The organism is Allosphingosinicella deserti, assembly GCF_003012735.1.
GTDB lineage: Bacteria > Pseudomonadota > Alphaproteobacteria > Sphingomonadales > Sphingomonadaceae > Allosphingosinicella > Allosphingosinicella deserti.
On record NZ_PXYI01000009.1, the window covers coordinates 122,546 to 138,341 of the forward strand.

15 protein-coding genes are annotated in these 15,796 nt (G+C 63.1%); 4 read left to right on the top strand and 11 right to left on the bottom strand.

Features of this window, described 5'->3' with window-relative positions; translation table 11 throughout:
- Positions 1 to 5: 5 nt before the first annotated feature.
- On the bottom strand, positions 6 to 620 hold the full coding sequence (locus C7I55_RS22615) for a glutathione S-transferase (protein ID WP_106515304.1): 615 nt from the start codon (positions 618 to 620) through the stop codon (positions 6 to 8).
- Positions 621 to 763: 143 nt separating this feature from the next.
- The gene (locus C7I55_RS22620) at positions 764 to 1,693 is read right to left on the bottom strand and encodes a LysR substrate-binding domain-containing protein (RefSeq protein ID WP_199193022.1); all 930 of its coding nucleotides are present in this window, start codon (positions 1,691 to 1,693) and stop codon (positions 764 to 766) included.
- Between the two features lie 116 nt (positions 1,694 to 1,809).
- On the opposite strand from C7I55_RS22620, the gene C7I55_RS28585 reads away from it, so the two are divergent.
- Genes C7I55_RS28585 through C7I55_RS22635 form a run of 3 tightly spaced genes read left to right on the top strand, consistent with a single transcriptional unit; the run spans position 1,810 to position 4,291 of the window.
- Positions 1,810 to 2,910, top strand: a complete 1,101-nt coding sequence (locus C7I55_RS28585) for a hypothetical protein (protein WP_199193023.1) — start codon at positions 1,810 to 1,812, stop codon at positions 2,908 to 2,910.
- Positions 2,907 to 3,812 (top strand): TolB family protein, encoded by a 906-nt coding sequence (locus C7I55_RS22630; protein WP_106515306.1) that lies wholly within the window; start codon positions 2,907 to 2,909, stop codon positions 3,810 to 3,812. The genes C7I55_RS28585 and C7I55_RS22630 overlap by 4 nt, the downstream gene beginning before the upstream one ends.
- Positions 3,809 to 4,291 carry an anthrone oxygenase family protein gene (locus tag C7I55_RS22635; RefSeq protein ID WP_106515307.1) on the top strand — a complete coding sequence of 161 codons (483 nt, stop codon included), beginning with the start codon at positions 3,809 to 3,811 and terminating at the stop codon, positions 4,289 to 4,291. The genes C7I55_RS22630 and C7I55_RS22635 overlap by 4 nt, the downstream gene beginning before the upstream one ends.
- A gap of 4 nt (positions 4,292 to 4,295) precedes the next feature.
- Here the strand turns inward: C7I55_RS22635 and C7I55_RS22640 are convergent, their stop codons facing one another.
- Both C7I55_RS22640 and C7I55_RS22645 read right to left on the bottom strand, forming a co-directional pair.
- Positions 4,296 to 4,556 carry a hypothetical protein gene (locus C7I55_RS22640; protein ID WP_106515308.1) on the bottom strand — a complete coding sequence of 87 codons (261 nt, stop codon included), beginning with the start codon at positions 4,554 to 4,556 and terminating at the stop codon, positions 4,296 to 4,298.
- 215 nt (positions 4,557 to 4,771) lie between these two features.
- Entirely contained in the window at positions 4,772 to 5,266 is a 495-nt protein-coding gene (locus C7I55_RS22645) for a winged helix-turn-helix transcriptional regulator (RefSeq protein ID WP_106515309.1), read from the bottom strand.
- 569 nt (positions 5,267 to 5,835) lie between these two features.
- Between C7I55_RS22645 and C7I55_RS22655 the strand changes: the two genes are divergently transcribed.
- Positions 5,836 to 8,400, top strand: coding sequence for a pre-peptidase C-terminal domain-containing protein (locus C7I55_RS22655; RefSeq protein ID WP_106515311.1), 2,565 nt, complete (start codon positions 5,836 to 5,838; stop codon positions 8,398 to 8,400).
- 518 nt (positions 8,401 to 8,918) lie between these two features.
- Here the strand turns inward: C7I55_RS22655 and csgH are convergent.
- The 7 genes from csgH to C7I55_RS22690 form a co-directional block, all read right to left on the bottom strand.
- Entirely contained in the window at positions 8,919 to 9,302 is a 384-nt protein-coding gene (gene csgH / locus C7I55_RS22660) for a curli-like amyloid fiber formation chaperone CsgH (protein ID WP_146151116.1), read from the bottom strand.
- Positions 9,299 to 10,129 carry a hypothetical protein gene (locus tag C7I55_RS22665; RefSeq protein ID WP_146151117.1) on the bottom strand — a complete coding sequence of 277 codons (831 nt, stop codon included), beginning with the start codon at positions 10,127 to 10,129 and terminating at the stop codon, positions 9,299 to 9,301. The genes csgH and C7I55_RS22665 overlap by 4 nt, the downstream gene beginning before the upstream one ends.
- Positions 10,126 to 10,704: a hypothetical protein gene (locus C7I55_RS22670; protein WP_106515314.1), complete on the bottom strand. Its 579-nt coding sequence runs from the start codon at positions 10,702 to 10,704 to the stop codon at positions 10,126 to 10,128. The genes C7I55_RS22665 and C7I55_RS22670 overlap by 4 nt, the downstream gene beginning before the upstream one ends.
- Before the next feature lie 66 nt (positions 10,705 to 10,770).
- On the bottom strand, positions 10,771 to 12,387 hold the full coding sequence (locus C7I55_RS22675; protein ID WP_106515315.1) for a hypothetical protein: 1,617 nt from the start codon (positions 12,385 to 12,387) through the stop codon (positions 10,771 to 10,773).
- 102 nt (positions 12,388 to 12,489) lie between these two features.
- On the bottom strand, positions 12,490 to 13,902 hold the full coding sequence (locus C7I55_RS22680) for a beta strand repeat-containing protein (RefSeq protein ID WP_106515316.1): 1,413 nt from the start codon (positions 13,900 to 13,902) through the stop codon (positions 12,490 to 12,492).
- Between the two features lie 257 nt (positions 13,903 to 14,159).
- A complete protein-coding gene (locus C7I55_RS22685) occupies positions 14,160 to 15,125 on the bottom strand; it encodes a CsgG/HfaB family protein (protein ID WP_408640626.1) in 966 nt (321 codons plus the stop codon).
- A gap of 12 nt (positions 15,126 to 15,137) precedes the next feature.
- Positions 15,138 to 15,575: a curli assembly protein CsgF gene (locus C7I55_RS22690; RefSeq protein ID WP_106515318.1), complete on the bottom strand. Its 438-nt coding sequence runs from the start codon at positions 15,573 to 15,575 to the stop codon at positions 15,138 to 15,140.
- Between the last annotated feature and the right edge of the window lie 221 nt (positions 15,576 to 15,796).

Consider the following 15,796-nt stretch of genomic DNA (forward strand, 5'->3'; position numbering starts at 1 on the left):
CCTCATCAGTCCTGGGTCTCGCCGGCCAACGGCGCTGCTAGCATCGATGGGCGGGTCAGGAACGAAGCGAACCACGAAGCGAGTTTCCGCCGTCCCGGCCGGAAATCCGGCAGCGCGCGAAAACAAAGCCAGTCGAGCGTGGTGGCAAGCGCGATGTGGCCGATATCCAGCGGCCGGTCGAATTCACCGTTCGTTTCGAGCCAATCGTAGGCGGCGGACAGTTTCGCAGCATGTCCGACGGCGAGCGGCGCGTAGCGGAGCTCCTCCGGTCGCCGCACTGTCTCCCATCGGTAGGCGATCCCGGTTTCGGCAAGCCCCTGCGCCAGCGCCTGACGGCGCAAGGCCGCAAACCGCTCTTCGGGATCGGCTGGGTACAGGCTGCAGGCCGCCAGACCGTCGAGATATTGGCAGATCACGTCGGAATCGAACAACGCCGTCGCGTCGGGCCGCAACAGCACCGGGACCTTGCCAAGCGGGTTGAACGCGAACACTTCTGCGTTTCGCTGGGTCGGGCTGGTCTCATGATGCACGACCTCGAGCGTCCCGGAGAGCCCCGCCTCATGGGCGAAGACCAGCACCTTACGCGCGAACGGCGAGTGGGTTTGGTAGAGAAGCTTCATCGCGAACGTCCTTTCGCGATCGAGGATAAGGGGTGCTGCTGCCGTTTCCCCGCAATCCGAAGTCCCGAGTTGCCGTTGCGCCTTGGAGATCCCGGTGCCGGTGGACGAGGGCGTGGACCGTAACCACCGCTCTGCGCGGCGATTTAGGGAAGCGCCATCATGGCTCGGGCAACCGCCTCGGCGCGCGCTATCTGCTCCGCGGCTTCGTGCCGCGCCGCTGCGGCCTGCTCGCAAACCCAGTCGCGGAACAGGCAAATCTTGCGGCTTCGTTGGCGCGCGACCGGATAAACGAACCAGAAGGCGCGACCGGATGGAGCGACGAACGCATGGGCCGGCACAAGCCTGCCGGCCTCGATCTCGCTGCGGAATAGGATCGGCGAGGCGATGACGATCCCATGTCCGGCCAAGGCGGCGGCCACGTCCAGATATTCCGTAGCAAGCGTGGTGCCATAGGAGGATTCGGGCGGTCCGGCATCGAATCCCTGGCAACGATACCAGAGCTGCCACCAATCCGCCCGGCCCAGGCGCGGGACAGGCAAGGGCGCAGAGGGATTGCCAATGTCGCAGGCGGCGTCGCGCAGCGGCGGTGTGCACAGCGGCATGAAGATGCTGGGGAACAGCGCGGTCGCGCGCAGGCCTGGCCATTTCCCGTCCCCGTTACGGATCGCCGCGTCGAAGCGGCCGCCGGAAAGATCTTCCGCCGTGTCGGACAGATCGAGCTCGAGCCGGATATCGGGCTGGCGCGCCCGAAACAGCCCCAGCCGCGGGGTCAGCCAGCTCGTGCCGATCGTCGGCAATGTCGTGAGGCAGAGCCGTCCCTCCTCCGTCTCGGCGGCGCGCGCGAAACTCGCACGAAGCGCAGCAAAGGCCCTGCTCGCCTCTTCCGCGACGATCGCGCCGGGCTCGGTCAACTCGACGCGATGCGCGAGGCGGCGGAACAGGCTCACGCCAATCTGCATCTCCAGCTGACGAACATGGTAGCTGACCGACGCTGACGAGGTGCCCAATTCCTGCCCCGCCTTGGTGAAGCTGCCGAGCCGTGCCGCCGCCTCGAAGGCGCGTATCGAGGCCAACGAAGGAAAGCGGCTGCCGAGCATAAGTCTGGTTTAGCCTCACTCATCACTCTTCGCATAGCCCGTCGCACCCGAGCGATGCCAATCTTCCCCCACAGATGGCAGGGAGGATGAGAATGCACGACGACAAGAACATGCGGTCGGTTCTCCTGCTTCCGCGCCGGGCGCTGATCACCTGTGCCTCGGCTGCTGCCCTCGCCTTTCCATTCGGGAGAGCGGCCTTCGCCGGGCAAGCGGCGGCGAACGATCTCGCTGCGCATGCCCACGACTGGGATTGGCTGAAGGGCAATTGGAACGTGTGGCACCGACGGCTCAAGGATCGCCTCGTGGGCAGCACCGAGTGGCAGGAGTTCGGAGGCAAGAGCGCCCTCTGGTTGGGTCTCGCCGGGCTTGCCACGATCGACGACAATATCGTCGACATCCCGAGTGGGAGCTATCGCGGGCTGACGGTACGCACCTTCGATCCCGCCAGCGGCCTGTGGTCGATCTGGTGGCTGGACGGGCGCAATCCGACGGTCATCGATCCGCCGGTGCGGGGCCGTTTCGACGGCGACAACGCAGCCTTCGTCGGACCGGACACGTTCAAGGGCCGGCCCGTAACCGTGCGGTTTCGCTGGCTCGACGTCCATTCCACGCGCCCCCATTGGGAGCAGGCAATGTCCGCCGACGCGGGCAAGAGCTGGGAGGTCAATTGGGAGAATTTCTTCACGCGAACATCGGCCATTGCCACGCCGCTCGATCGCTTCTCCGATCGGAACCGTGATTTCGACTTCCTGGTGGGTCGGTGGGCGGTTCGGCACCGGCGCCTGAAACAGCGGCTTTCGGGAAGTGAAGCATGGGAGACCTTCACCGGCACGCTCGACAATCTGCCGGTTCTGGGCGGCTGGGCCAACATCGGTGACAATGTGATGGCGCGAGCGAACGGCCCCACCCGCAGCATCGGACTGCGTGCGTTTGATCCCAAGGCTCAATCATGGTCGAGCTGGTGGATAGACGGTCACAACCCCTCGGTAATCGGGCCTCCCCTGCACGGCCGGTTCGCCGATGGAGTGGCGACATTCGAAGGCGACGATGTCCAGGATGGCAGACCGGTCCGCACACGGGTGCGCTGGTCACGGATCACCTCGTTATCGGCGCGCTGGGAACAGGCGATGTCGGCGGACGGCGGCGAGACCTGGGAGACGAACTGGATCAGCGACTTCGAGCGGCGCGCATGACCAGACGGGCGCGATTGTCGTGGTTCGGCCGCTGCCTTGCCTGTACCCTGATGATCGGCGCGTCCCGAGGGGCTCCGTCAGAGAATGTCGAGTTGCTCGGCGTCGCTGAACTGTTCGCTCCGGGCGTCGCATCGACGAACCACTCAGAGGTGCGACTCACCGTCAGCCCGGATGGACGTACGGCCATGTGGTTCAGCCGCGACCGCCCTGGCGGGCCCGGAGGCTACGACATCTGGGTTTCCCGTCGATCGGCAGCCGGCTGGAGCCCGGCGCGGCCGGCTTCGTTCAACAGCGCCGGTCGCGACTTCGATCCTGCTTTCTCGGCAGACGGGCGCACCCTCTTCTTCTGCTCGGACCGGCAAGGCGGTTCTGGCGGCGACGATCTCTATCGGGTCGCGGTCACTCGGGAAGGCTTCGGGGCGCCCATCAATCTCGGTCCCAAGGTCAACAGCCCGGCGGACGAGTTTGCGCCGATGCTTTCGCCCAACGGCAGGAAATTGCTGTTCTCGAGCGATCGTCCGGGCGGCTCGGGCGGCCACGATCTGTTCACCGCTGCTCTCGAAGGCGGAGGCTACGCGCGTCCTGAACGCCTTGCCGGAAAGATCAATGGCTTGGCGCACGAATTCGATGCGACGTTCCTGTCCGACAACCACACGATCATCTTCGCCCGCACGATGGATTTCGCGACCGATCCGGTCCATCTGTTTCAGGCAAGTTCGATCCACGGAGTCTACGACGCCGGTGAGCCACTCGGCTCGAACGTCAACAACGATCGCAACAGCTACGGTGCGATGCTCGACTGGTCTTCTCCGGATCGAATAAGCTTCTCGGGATCGCGACGCAGGGACGGAGCCATGGACCTCTATCGGATCAGGTTTCGGCTGCGGACGCTTTCACGATGAGCGTATTCGAAATCCTACTCGCGGCCGGCGCCCTCGGATGCGGCTTGATGGCGGGCGTCTATTTCGCCTTTTCAGCCTTTATCATGGCGGCCTTGGACAGGGTCGGAAAGTCGGAAGCCATAGCAGCGATGAACGCGATCAACATCGGGATCGTGCGCTCGGCGTTCATGCCGCTGTTCGTCGGGACTACGCTCGTCAGCCTGGCCGTCGGCGCAGCTTCATTGATCGCCTGGCCGGAATCTGGACGGGCGAACGCCCTGTTGGGCGCAACGATCTACTTCGGCGGAATGTTCGTCGTCACCCTGATCTGCAACGTACCGCTGAACGAGGCGCTGGCCCGGTCCAGGGATCAAGGCGACTCCACGAACTCGGCCTGGAACGTCTACATGGCACGGTGGACCCGCTGGAACCATGTTCGTACCGCCGCATCCGCCATTGCGGCAGCGGTCTTCCTGACGGAACTGATATTGCGGAAGTGAAGGATCAGCCGCGGACGGCAACGATCACGGCGACGATCGCGACCATCAGCGCCACGGCCGCCACGAACAGCGCAAGCGAGGCAATCGCTTTCCAGGACTCGTCCGGAACGGCGGTGAAGCCGTCGCCACCCGGCCCGCTGATGCGGGGAAGGCCGGCGACATAATAATCGATCTGAACGGGATTGGCGTCCGGTCCGCCTCCACGAAGCCGCGTCGGGTGGGCAAAAACGTTGCTCCCTTCGAGCTTCCGTTTGCGGATGAACATCAATCTATCTCCTCGTCGCCAGCAGCTTTCGGTTCATGCCGCTGAACGCCGCGCCCCGTATCAGGTGCCGCGGCTTTGCGCCCAATTGCATCGGGTCCGGATGAATCGTTTCTGCCTGCACCGAATCGTCCACTTGGCTGTGTTTAACCGCGACAACCGCGGGCCTGCCTGATCATCGGATCGGTGTGGCGCGCAAATCGGCCCGACACCGTTGATCAACTCCCGACCTGGGCGCGTTTCTCGGTCTGATCCGTCTCGAGGTTATCACGTTCGACCCATTCTAGGTCCTCGAGCGCGAGTTCCCTCCCGTCATCGCCGCGTACGGTCATCGGCGCCATCGGCAAACGGCTTCGCTTGTCCACCAGCACTTTGCTGCCACCGGTCGCGGCGCCCCAGCGATCGCCCCACTGCATCAGTGTGATGATCAGCGGCGACAAGCCTTTGCCCTTGTCAGTGAGCGTATAGACAACCCGCCTGCGATCCACAGGATCGGGAACCCGCTCGAGAATACCATGATCGACGAGCCGGCTGAGCCGATCCGCGAGGATGTTGCGGGCGATCCCAAGCGCCGCCTGGAACTCCTCGAAATGACGAAGCTTGTTGAAGGCTGCGCGAACGATCAGCAGCGACCAGCGCTCGCCAACAACGTCCAGCGCCGCCGCGATGCTGCAGTCGATCGGTTGAACCTTGAAGGGCCTTGGCGACGTCATCGACCGCAACGTATCGATATCTGGCGCATTGTCACGCCTCCCTCAGCCTTGCGCAGCACGTGCTCCACCGGGCGTTGCACGCGGGCAACAAGGCTTCCAGCAGCTCGGACGATGCGGGTCTTATCTGGCGAACCCGAAGCGCTTCATCAGCTCTTCCCGGGTTGCGGTCTCTCGGGGTGCACCAGGCATGTGGCGGACATGTTCGTAGACGCCGGGACTGATCTCCCGCCACCAAGGCAGGTCGATAGCGCTCTGCGTCTTCAGGTGGGCGAGATACGAGTCCAACGTGGCGAACCTGCGCCCCTGCGCGAACGGCAAGCTGGCGACACCCTCTTCGGTGCCTGTGGCACCCCCCGTCGGCGCGGAGCCAGACTCTTTCCCGGACTGCTGTTCGGGCAGAGGGCGAAAAGGACTGTCGGCAACCATCGACGCGAAGAGGAGAGCATGCAGGAGCATTTGTCAATCGTGCCAAAACGGACGAGTCGAGTCTATTGAAAAGGTTAACCAATTATGATCTTCTCCCCGCATTCGCTCGATTCCCGGCGAACTTCACATGGGGGCTCAGCCACATGGCATCACCGATAATTCGTTTCGACGCACAAGGTCGCTTTCTCAGCAATTCCTTGATCGAGAAGTCCGGTCAGCAGATTTATACTCCGCACAGCTATGCGGACGCCTTCAATCTCGCGATCCCGTCGACCATCGCCGACGAGCCGGACGGATCGGTGATCACCGTCGGTGGCTCTGTCAGCGGGGTCATCGACTCCACAGGTGACGCCGATCGTTACACCGTCAACCTGGTTGCCGGTCAGACATACAGCGTCTCCCTCCGTGGAACCGGCGTCAACGCCCTGAACGACAGCCTGCTCTCGATTTTCGGTCCCTCGAATGCGCTCGTCAACTATGACGACGACGGCGGCAACGGCCTTTATTCTATCATCACCTTCACCGCGGCGACTTCCGGCACCTATTCCATCTTCGCGGAGTCGTTCGCAAATGCAGGTGATCCTGGTACCGGCAGCTATACTGTCGATGTTCGCCAGCAGGGTGTCGACTCGGTGGGCGCCACCAATGCGACCTCGGTGGCAATTGGGCTCGGCACCGTCTTCGGCTTCCGCGAAACCGGGACGGACGTGGATCGCTATGCCGTAACGCTCGAGGCCGGCAAGCTCTACACGTTCGAGGTCGCGGGCGGCGCCGATTACGAAACCGATTTCCTTTCGGTTCCGACGGGTGAGCTCGACACGATCCTGCGTCTGCGCAATGCCGCCGGAACGCTGATAGGCACGAACGACGACATCGACTTCCCGAACGATATCAGCTCCGGGTTCAGCTTCCTGGCAACGTCGAGCGGGACCTTCTACCTCGATGTCACCGCTTATTCCGGTCAGACCGGCGGCTACGTCCTCGAGACCAACGAAGTCGATCTCAGCTCCTATGATCCGCTCGACTCGATCGATTGGGTGAGTGCGAACAATGTTCCGTTCACCAACGTCAACGGCACGCCGACCGCCTACGTCTACTTCGCGCCTGCCGGCCAGAATTTCGGCGAGACGGCGGATGACGGCGTGTCGCCGATGGTGACATTCGGCTGGAACGACTACGAAAAGCAGCAAGTGATGCAGGCGCTGGAGGAATATGAGAAGATCCTCGGCGTCAATTACGAGATCACCACCGACGTCAACCAGGCGACCTTCCGCCTGATGACGACGTCCTCGGACCAATATGGCGCCTATTTCTACCCGCAGGATCCCGCCTATGGCACCCAGCAGGGCATCGGCGTGTTCAATGTGGACAGCGGCGGGTGGAGCCTCCCCGGCCAAGCGAGCCTGCAGCGCGGCGGCTATGCCTTTGCCGTCATCCTGCACGAGTTCGGCCACGCGCACGGTCTTGCCCACCCCCATGATAATGGTGGCGGCTCGGATGTGATGCTCGGCGTAACCGCATCCACCGGTTCCTACGGCCTGTTTGACCTCAATCAGGGTGTTTACACGGTGATGTCGTACAACGATGCTTGGGACAAGCATCCGGACGGACCGTCGCCGTTCACTTTGGCCGGGATCGGCCGCGGCTGGTCGGGCTCGCTAAGCGCCTTCGACATCGCCAAGCTGCAGGAGCGCTACGGCGTTCATGCCAACAACACCGGCAACGATGTCTACCAATTGCAGGATGCCAATGCGACCGGCACCTTCTACCAGACGATCTGGGATACGGCCGGCACGGACAGCATTCAGTATTCGGGCAACCGCAACGCCCGGATCGATCTGCTCGCGGCGACGCTTGATTATTCCCCGACCGGTGGCGGCGTCGTCTCGTTCGTCGACGACATCTGGGGCGGCTACACGATCGCCAACGGCGTGGTGATCGAGAATGCCTCGGCCGGCGGCGGCAACGATCAGCTGCTCGGCAACAGCGCCAACAACGTCCTGAACGGCAATGGCGGCGACGACATCCTCGTCGGCCGTGCCGGCGCCGACACGCTGAACGGCGGCGCCGGATTCGACACGGTCAGCTTCGCCGGGTCGGCGGCTGCTGTGACCGCCTCCCTGGCCGGTCTCAACGGCTTCGGCGGCGACGCAGCAGGTGATCGCTTCAGCAGCGTCGAAGCGCTCTCCGGAAGCGACTTCGGCGACACGCTGACCGGCGGCAGCAATAACGATACGCTCAGTGGCCTGGGTGGCGACGACACTCTGGCTGGCGGCAACGGCCTCGACGTCCTCCTCGGTGGGATCGGCAACGACAGCCTCACCGGCGGAAACGGCAATGATACGCTGGATGGTGGCGACGGTGCCGACACGCTTTCGGGCGGCAACGACAACGATTCGCTGAGGGGTGGCGCCGGCAACGACACGGTCGACGGCGGCAACGGCAACGACGTGGTGAACGGAGGCGCCGGAGACGACACGCTGAAGGGCGGCAATGGCGACGACGACTTCGTGTTTGCGGACGCCGGCACCGACACGATCACCGGCTACCAAGCGAATGAGACGATCGATCTCAGCGCCTTCGGGATCGACAGCTCCGCTGTCACGATCACCGCCGGCAAGATCTTCGTCGAACTTGGCGCAAACGATCTGACGATCTTCGTCCAGGGTGCGAACGTCACGATGGCGGACATTCTGTTCACGGCCTGAACCGTTCGATCGACTTCAGATCAATGTCAGGAATGGCGCTCCGGCTTACGCCGGGGCGCCACTTCGTTTCGGATCAGGGCAGCTCTGCGGAGCTTGGTCCTCATAGCTCCGGAGTCACGCCCTCGATCTTTAGCGCCTGTCGCCGCGAAGGCCCGCGGCAGCGGGCTGAGGTTGCGACACGCATTATCGCGTGGTGAGTTCGGCCTCTAAACGAGGATCGATCGGCTCCGTCGGCCGATCGTTCTTCGTCCAGATGGCAAGTTCGGCAACGATCGTGCTGCTTCCTAGACACGAGTATTGCTCGTTCTAATCGAGACGGAGCGCCATTCTCCGGTGCTCCGCGATGGCACTATCATGGATGATCGCGAGCGCCCTTTCACAAACCTGATTGCGCGAAGCCGGGGCCCGTTGCAGGCAGATGGCACTCGGCCTTGCCGTTCCGATCATGGTGTGTCGCCGCTCTCTCGCCCCCAAAAAGCTTACTCGAAAGTCGACTGATGGATTGCCTCGCCTGCGCTTCAGGGCCGTTGGGCGCCGAGTGCGATCTCATAGCCGGCGCCCTGCTCGGGTATGACCTTGAGCACTGCGGACCAGCCTTTCGGTGGAGCGTTGCCGACCTTCAGCCGCACGAGCGTGACCGGCACACGGGGTTGGAGCCGCGCTCGGCCCGACTGAACCGACCGATTGCCGCCGGCGCCGCTCGTCACCTCAAGACGATAGCTGCCGGCGAAAAACGCCTCCGAGACTCCGACGACCTTCAACTCGAGGCCGTTGTCCGTCTGTTGCTCAACGAGAATGATCGGGCGGACATCAGGTGATCCAGCGGCGTGTGACGCCTGGGCCGCGACGATGGCCGAAAGGAGAGCCGCGCCGGTAATGCCACGCGGCACTCGTCCCCTCATCGCGGCGCCCCTCCGTTCGCCCCGGCCGCAATCGCACTGACGATTGCATTCAGGGCCGCGGCGTTGACGCCCGGATCTGCGCTTTCGGACGGGTCGCCCGTCTCGGGAGGCGTGTTTCCGCCTCGCAGCACAACGGCCGCGATGCCTTGCGACTCCAGCGTACCGGTGTCGGCGCCGTTTTCCCCGAGCTGCCGCGCGGCCTCACGTGTGGTGGGCGGCTGATTGGTGCGCTGCTCCACGAGCAGCTTCTGCTCCAGCGTGAGTTCCTCGTTGTTTCGACGCACGAACTCCCCGGCCCGCCGTTCGATGATGGTCGCGCAGGCCTTTTCGTCGGCTTGGCCATTGCGCCGCGCCGGATCGCAGCGGTCTTCGCCGCCGACTGCGGCGACGGCCCCTGTCCGCCCCTCGCTCGGCCTCGAAAGAGGATCAGCAGGTTCGGCGGTTCTCCCCCCGTGATATAGCTGGCCGGAACCGCGCGGATTCCCGCGCTCGGCGGTAACCTGGGCTGGCGTCGACCGCGCTTCGGCGCTGGAGCTGAGTTGGTTCTGCGCTGCCGCTGCGCCGGGCTTGGCGCCGCCGGCCTGTCGCACGCTGGTCGAGATCTGTTCGACCGGGGCGGCGCTGCTGGTGCCGATCTGCTCGATCGACCCTTTTTCGTCCTGCCCGAGAGCAGGCGTCGCCAGCGTTGCTGCCGCGATCACCCCACAGAGACCATAAACTTTGATCATCAGCCCATGTGTCCGATCGATGTGCCCCGAAGAAGGTGGTCTCGCCGTGCAGAAGGTGCGCAATCGGACCATCGTGAACCGACAGCGATCGAAATTCAATTCACCTGCGTGATCGAGAGCGAAGGGTGGCCCTGATCAAGTTGGAAACTGAGGCCGTTGCCCTGCTGGAGAACTGTGAGCTGCTGCCCACCCGATTGAACTGCGGTGAGCTGGTTCTGATCCCCCTGCTGCGCAAGGTTGGCGACATTTCCGCCACCGGTTTGCGTAAGATCCAGCCGATTGCGCTGTCCGTCCTGCAACAGTTGAGCGGCGTTGGCGGCGACGGCCTCATTATCCTGCCGCACCATGGCAACGTTGAAGCCGCCATCTTGGGAAAGGGTGATGGCATTCTGCCCCGAACCGGCCTGCGCCAGGATCGCGAGGTTGGAATCGCCGCTCTGGCGGGACCTGACCGTGGCCGCGCCCTCCTGAGCGATGACGATCCTGTTCCGACTTCCCGACTGATGAAGCTCCGTACGTGCCGCGACCCCTGCCTGTCCGACGCGTGCTTCGTTGGAGTCGCCGATCTGCTCGATGTAGACGGAGCGGTCCGCCATGCTCCCGCTTTGCGCCGACGACGGCGTCGCAAACGCCAGAAGGGCAAGCCCCAGGCCGAACAGCGTTTCGCGCTTCATGGTCCGCTCCTACAGGAAAAAGGTGCTGGCCGGCACCCAGAGGGACGCCGGCCAGTTGGTACTTGGTTAGTTGCTCGAAGGTCCACCCTGCGTGACCACGGCGGAGTTGCCGGTGCCATTCTGGTTGATCGTCGAAGCGTTCCCATTGCTGTACTGCGCGACGGTAGCGCTGTTGTCCGCGCCGTTCTGGAACACGTTGGATTCGTTCAGATCACCAAACTGATCCACGACTGCGCTGTTGTCGCTGCCGGACTGATCGATGTCCGACAGGTTGTCACTGCCGTCCTGGGTGAGCGCTGCAAACTGGTTGCTGCCGTTCTGGGTCAGGGTCGAGCTGTTTGCATCGCCTGCCTGGTCGGTCTCACCGGTGTGGCCGGCGCCATCCTGGACGATGTCGGAGCTGTTGCCTTCGCCGCCCTGGATGATGCTGGCATACTGACCGGAACCGTTGACGGTGCCCTGCGAGATCGTCCCGGTGTTGCTGCCGCCGATCTGCTCGACATAGGCTTCCTGGTTCCAGCCCAGCTGATCGATCGTGGCGCTGTTGTCGTCACCACTCTGCGAAACATCGGCGTAATGCGAACCGAGCAAGCCCTGGTTGACGTCGGAGCTGTTGTTGTCGCCGCTCTGATCCACAAGGGCCTCGGACGAGGTCCCACGCTGCAGAACGCTGGAGCTGTTGCTGTTGCCGCTCTGGGCCACGTCGGTCGAGTGGGAGGTGCCAGCGGTGCCGCCCTGGTCGATATCCGAGCTGTTGCCGTTGCCACCCTGATCGACGAACGCGTCGGACAAAGCCCCGCGCTGCAGGATCGTGGAGACGTTGCCGTCGCCGCCCTGGTCCACTTCGGCGCTGTGCGCCGCGCCAAGCGAACCGCCCTGGTTCACGTCGGAGCTGTTTCCGGAGCCGGATTGCTCGACATAGGCGTCCTGCAAACCACCGTTCTGAACGACGTTTGACATATTGTTGTCGCCGCTCTGGACCACGCCGCGGACCGTGGCGTCATCGCCATCTCCGGCCGAGTTGAGCACGCCCCCCTGGGTAACGGTCGAGCTGTTCGAGTCGCCCGACTGCAGCACGTTGGCGCTGTTTGCAGCTGCGCCGAACAATCCGCCCTGCTGGGTGACGGTCGACTGATTGTCGGCACCGGTCTGCTCGACGATTGCATCATTGAGGCCGCTCGTCTGAAAAACGCTGGACGTGTTGCCGGAGTTGCTCTGCGCGACATCGGCGGCATTGCTGCTGCCGCTCTGCAGCACCGTCGAATCGTTGTTGGTGCCGCTCTGGCTCACGTAGGCGGTGTCGTCGCTGCCGCTCTGCTCCACGATCGAGCGATGGGCATCGCCCTCCTGCGCAACGTCGGCAAGCGCCCGATCGGCGGTCTGGCGCACGCTCGAATAGCTGTCCCCATCCTGGCTGACGAACGCCTCATTGTCGTCGTCGCTGCCGGTGGCGTCGTCCTGTGTGACGACGGATTCCGCGCCGACGCCGCTCTGGCTCACTTCGACGACGTTGTCGTCACCGCCTTGATTGACCGTCGACAGCGCGCCGCTGCCCGTCTGCGCAACGCTGACCTGGCCATCGCTTCCGGTCTGGCCGACCGTCGAGGTGTTGTTCTGTGCGACGGCGGGCGTGCAGGCGAGAAAGGCGAGCGTCGAGACGCTAGCGAAAAGAATCTTCTTCATGATTTACTCCCCATTATCATTATGGCCACTGCCGACCCCATGCCGGCTGAGTGACGATATTCAGGACGGCCGGTCCATCTGAGCCGACCGCCCTCCCCTGACTTAATTGTTCGGCGATCCCTGCGAGACGATCGCCGAGTTGTTGGTTCCGTTCTGCGTAAGGGTCGAGCTGTTGCCGTCCGAATACTGGCTGACCGTGGCGCTGTTCCCCGTGCCGATCTGCGAGAGAACGGAGTTGTTGTCATTTCCAAGCTGCTGGACGAGCGCGTCATTGCCTGCCCCGTTCTGGAAGATGTCGGAAGCGTTCTCATCACCGGACTGATCGACATCAGCGTCGTTCGACGAAGCCGCAGCAGTGATGAGAGTGTTGGTCTGGTTGATCAGGCTGGTATTGCCGTCGCCGGACTGATCGGTCGAGGCAGACATCAAGCGTGCACTTACGGTGGCGGATCCACCATATTGGTTGATCTCGCTGGTATTGCTGCTGCCGGCCTGAAGGATCGATGCCGAAGCCACGCGGGGATCGTTGCCGCCGGCCGGATTGGGCGCATTGTTCACGCCTTGGTTGACCTCCGCGTAGTTCGAATCGCCCACTTGATCGATGAAAGCGTCCGACAGCTGACCCGACTGGACGACCTGCGCCGCGTTGTCGTTGCCGTCCTGATTCACGCCCACTGCGCCGAAATCGTCGCCAGCGGCGTTGTCAAAGCCGGACTGCAGGACGTTCGACAGATTGTTGTTGCCCGCCTGCGAGACGTTGAGGTCGCCGGACGAGCCGCTCTGCGTCGCAACGGACGAGTTGTCCGAGCCGGTCTGGCTGATCAGGGCCTGCTGACCATTGGTCTGGAAGGCATTGCCCGCGGAACGCCCCTGGGTGAGCTCGGAAACATTGCCGCTGTTTTCCTGGATAACGTTCGCGATCGCGCCGGCGCTGTTCTGGGTCACCGTGGAGCCGTTGTCATCGCCATTCTGGGTGACGAAGGCGGCGCTGCCGGCATCGTCCTGCTGGAGCAGGGTGGACGTGTTGGCATTACCGGTCTGGAAGACATTGGCTTCGGCGTCGGAGAAAAGCTGGTCAACCGACGAACTGTTGCCGGTGCCGTCCTGGACGAGACCGACATGCGGCGAGGCCGCGGTGCTCACTTCGTTCGAGCTGCCCTGCTGATTGACGGTGGACACGTTCTGGTCGCCGTCCTGCTGAACGCTTGCGCCGTTGTTCCAGCCATTCTGGGTGATCGTCGAGTCGCTGTCGCCGTCCTGATCGACGATCGCGCGGTTGCTGTTGCCGAGCTGGTCAACCGTCGAATTCGCGCTGTCGCCGTCCTGAGCGACGCGGGCGATCTGATACTCGCCCTCCTGGTCGATGAGAGACGTGCCGTCCGAGCCGGACTGGTTGACTTCCGCCGTTTGGTACTTGCCGTTCTGGCCGACCGTCGAGCTGTTATTCTGGGCGACAGCCGGCGCAGCGATGAGCAGCGCGGCGATCGACACCGACGAGAGAATGGAAAGCTTCATGGTTGCGATTCCTTGAGCATGAGATGATAGCCATGCCACCCGGACTCGGGTGACATGGTCAGGTTCAGACGCCTACTTGTCGCGGGCATCGGAGCTGCAACCCCGGTGCCCGCATGATCTTTCGGCCGTCAGGAGCTGCAACTCCGATCCGGCCACCTGGACGATCTCGATCGGGGAGCCCCAGGCGGCTCGTCGACCTCTCCTTTCGATCCCTCGCCATTCTTGCGTGGCTGGATCAATCCATCACAAGGCAGCCGCTAGCGGCTGCCTTTGATTGCCTCCTCCTTCAGCGGCGGAACATCACGTGGTTTGATCTTCATCGGCGGAGCCCGACGCGAATGCGCCATTGCAGCCTGAACCTGCTCGGCGGAGAAAACGCCGTCGCGCTCCTGGGTGTAACGCCAGAGAAAAGGCCATCCGGCCTCGCGATCGGCGAAGTCCCACAGCTTGAGTTCGACACCTTCCATCACTAGGCCGTAGACTGCTTTTTCGATCGCCTGCTGAAGGGCGAGATGATCGGGCTCGTTGGTGGTGAAGCCGGCATCCGCCTCAAGCAATTCCTTGAAGGCGACGAAACGGAAAGCGTTGGCGCCAATCTGATGCGAGGCGATCGTCTTCGACGCCGTGACGGTGGTGAGAACCTCGCCCGTCCGGACCGAAACCGCTCTCAGATAAACGGTCACCGTATCCTGGCGGTACTTCGTGCTCGCGCCGATGCCGAGGAACCCGGCGCCGGCGCCGCCCGTCACGGTATTGGTATCGTAGCCGATCACGCCGCCTTCGATCAGCACGCCGGCGAAGAGCATCGCCGGCAGGGCCTGCGGGTTGACCGTTTGCTCCCCGAGGTAGCGTTCACGCATCTCGCGAATGATATTGCGCTCGTTGAGCAGGTTCTTGAGCGATTCGCGTTCGACGATCGTGAACCACTGACGCTTGCCCGCATCCTGCAGCGCCTTCACCAGGATCGATCCGCCGCCTTGGGTCACGGCACGGGACAGCGTCTGGCCGACATCGGAAGGTTTGAACTGGCCGGTCTGATCGGTGAACGAATAGACCGCGACGGCAACCGGGCGCGCCGGCGGCGGCAGCGCCGCAAGCATGTTCTGGCTAGGCGTCTTCGCCGGGATGACAGGCAATCGCGACATCTCCGGGATATCGGAGCGACCTACCTCCCCTAGGCTCATGCAGCCGCCAAGTGCTGCGCAACCGGCAAGCAAGCCCAACAAGCGCATCGCTCAATTCACCTCGACGAAGGTAGGAACGATGATCGTCGAGACTTCACCGGTTTCGTCGTTGGTGATGGTCAGAGTTACGTTCTCTAGCCCACGATCGAAGCGGATCGTCTGTCCGCCGAAGCTGATCGTCCCGCTCTGCTGCGGGTTCTCACCGAAGATCGCCTCAGTGATCTGCGAAGACAGAGCCGAGAGCAGACGGGACTGCAACTGCCGGGCAAACACGTCCGCCTGCGAGTTCGAGCTCGCCGCCGACGGGTCCTTGTAATCATTCTGTGCGTTGGCAACGCCAAGCAAGTGCGCGGAATTGAAAGGATTTCCACCGAAAGTCGGGCTTACCGGCTCGTAACTCAGATCCTGTGCGGCCGCGCTGCCCGCGAATGTGACCACACATGCAGACACAAGGAACAAACGACCGCCGACGCGGCTTACAAACCCCATGTACCCCCAACCCCCTCGATTGGATCAACGCGACTCGGCGTCTCTCTTGTTAATCTTTGTTTAATATCTTTGCAGCCGGGGTTGCACCCCCAAATTTGACGACCGACCAGAATCTTGGGGTCGCAAGCGGTTATTCCCTAACAGTTATTTGCCCAGGCCTTGAGTTTGTCCCCGTTTGAAACGGCTGTTCCAGGGGATATGAACGAGCGTCGACGGTCGTC